Here is a 2,866-nt window from a genome sequence, read left to right on the forward strand (position 1 = left end):
GCAAAGTCACAGGCAGCGGACATCGGGGACCAGGCTATATTACAGACCCGCAGGATCAGCCTTTTTTCCGGGAACAGCTGGAGTTGGGCATCGGTGAGTACGTATACGGACTTGGAGAGCGTTTCACTCCATTCGTAAAAAATGGCCAGGTGGTTGATATCTGGAATGAAGATGGCGGGACTAGCAGTGAGCAGGCATATAAAAACATTCCATTCTATCTATCTAATAAAGGGTATGGTGTGTTCGTCAACCATCCAGAAAAGGTATCCTATGAGATTGCATCGGAAAATGTATCAAAGGTTCAGTTTAGCGTCTCCGGCGAATCGTTAGAGTATTTTATTATTGGTGGAGCTAACCCTAAAGAAGTACTGGACAATTACACCAAGCTGACGGGTAAGCCTGCATTACCACCAGCCTGGACCTTTGGTTTGTGGCTGACCACTTCGTTCACAACAGATTATGATGAAGCGACAGTGAACCATTTTGTGGACGGGATGGCTGAGCGAGATCTGCCACTCTCGGTATTCCATTTTGACTGCTTCTGGATGAAGGAATACCAATGGTGCGATTTCCAGTGGGATCAAGATATGTTCCCGGACCCGGAAGGCATGCTGCAGAGATTGAAGGCAAAGGGCCTCAAAATTTGTGCATGGATCAATCCGTATATTGCGGAAAAATCCATTTTGTTCGATGAAGGCATGGAGAATGGTTATCTGGTCAAAACCGCCGATGGCGGCGTGTGGCAATGGGACATGTGGCAGGCGGGGATGGGGCTGGTTGACTTCACGAATCCGGCTGCAGTCGGCTGGTACCAGGATAAGCTGAAGGTGTTGGTAGATCAGGGGGTGGATTGCTTTAAAACTGATTTTGGCGAGCGCATCCCTACCCATGTGGTATATCATGACGGCTCTGATCCAATGAAGATGCATAATTATTATACGCATTTGTACAACAAGGCTGTATTTGATGTGCTGGAGGAAAAGCTGGGTAAAAATGAAGCCGCGTTATTTGCGCGTTCCGCTACAGCCGGGGGGCAACAGTTCCCGGTTCACTGGGGCGGAGACTGCTCGTCGACGTATGAGTCGATGGCGGAATCCTTGCGAGGCGGTTTGTCGCTTGGTTTGAGCGGCTTCGGCTTCTGGAGCCATGATATTAGCGGCTTTGAGTTAACGGCTGCGCCGGACGTGTACAAACGGTGGGTACAATTCGGGCTTCTGTCCTCTCATAGCCGTCTGCACGGAAACGAATCCTATCGCGTGCCTTGGCTGTTTGATGAAGAATCAGTCGACGTGGTGCGTAGCTTTACAAAACTCAAATGCTCGCTAATGCCATACCTGTATCCTTCTGCTGTGGAATCCTCAGAAAAGGGACTGCCGATGATGCGGGCTATGGTATTGGAATTCCCGCAGGACCCAACCTGTGCAACGCTGGATCTGCAATACATGCTGGGGGATTCCATTTTGGTAGCCCCGATCTTTAATAAAGAAGGCAATGTGCAGTATTATGTACCAGAGGGTAAGTGGACAAATTTACTTACGAATGAGAGCGTGTTAGGTGGTCGTTGGGTTAACGAGCATCATGATTTTACAACTTTGCCTGTGCTCGTGAAGCCGAACACACTTTTGGCAATCGGTCATGAGAACAGTCGTCCGGATTATGATTATGCTGATCAAGTGGCGCTTCATTTGTTCGAACTTGGTGAGGGGCAACAGGCTCGAACGATTATCGTGAATACGTCAGGTGAAGAAGAGCTAACGGTTACTGCTAGCCGCAAGAATTCTGTCATTACGGTGAAGGCAGAAGGTGCTGTTAAACCATGGTCGATAGTCCTGCGCGGTATCCACGAGGCTGTTCAAGTGGAGGAAGGCAGCAGCCAGTCGGGAGAACAGGGTGTAATTATTACACCAGCTTCCAGCGGACAGCAAGAGCTTACGATTCACTTGGGCTAGGTAAGGCGCTAGAAAGTGGATGAAGTATGTCATAATGTAGCGATTATATGCAAAAAAGGCTTGCCTGATCCAATAGGCAAGCCTTTTTTGATGCAGATTTTTGATAGAGACCAGTTGCAACTTTTAGCTTTGGTATTTATTCCTATTTATTCTGCTGGAGTAGCAGCGGTACAATATACTGCTGGAAAATATCTACAGGAGTCCTTTTCTTTTTAAATCTATCAGCGGTAACGACAACAACCATGTCATACGACGGGACGACAACAATATATTGCCCACCAAAGCCGAGAGCGTAAAAATAGTCCGTTTCAGTTCCTATCTCTGTTTCATCTGAAAAGGAAGAAGTCCACCAGTGCCAGCCGTAAAATGCCTTTTGTGGTTTGGCAGCAGGAAGAAACGGACGGGTTGAATATCGGACTGTCTCTGTTTGGATGATCTGCCGTCCTCCCCAGCCTCCTTGGTTCAGATAAAGCCGCCCGAATTTGAGCATGTCCATCGGCCTGAGATGCAGTCCGAATCCACCCGTATGAGTACCCTGAGGATCGGTTTCCCAATGATAGCTTTCGATACCGAGCGGTTGGAATAATTGCTGCTCGGCAAATTCTGCAACTGTTTGTCCAGAAACATTACGTAGTATGGTGGCCAAAAGTTGAGAACAGCCAGAACTGTATTCCATTCGCGTACCTGGCACATCCGATAATGGCTGTGAAAGCACAAATTGCACCCAGTCTGACGTTTTGCTCATGGTAGGAAAAGAATTTTGTCCGCCAAATTCCGTCCAGTTAAAGCCTGCGGACATCGTCAGCAGATGTTCAATCGTAATATCACGCTTACGAGAATCACTATCTGTGGCCAACTGGGGAAAGAATTCGAGGATCGGCGTCTCCGGTTTCGGTCCCCGTTGCTGGTCCATAGCG

General features: G+C 48.2%; 2 protein-coding genes. One reads left to right on the forward strand and one right to left on the reverse strand.

Annotated elements, in window-relative coordinates; translation table 11 throughout:
- Window positions 1-1,949: alpha-xylosidase (yicI, locus tag GRP75_RS23330; RefSeq protein ID WP_160790496.1), on the forward strand; the 1,949-nt coding region annotated here is incomplete at its 5' end.
- Between the two features lie 142 nt (window positions 1,950-2,091).
- Here the strand turns inward: yicI and GRP75_RS23335 are convergent.
- Window positions 2,092-2,866: serine hydrolase domain-containing protein (locus tag GRP75_RS23335; protein WP_160790497.1), on the reverse strand; the 775-nt coding region annotated here is incomplete at its 5' end.

Source organism: Paenibacillus sp. OT2-17, assembly GCF_009827695.1.
Taxonomy (GTDB): domain Bacteria; phylum Bacillota; class Bacilli; order Paenibacillales; family Paenibacillaceae; genus Paenibacillus; species Paenibacillus polymyxa_B.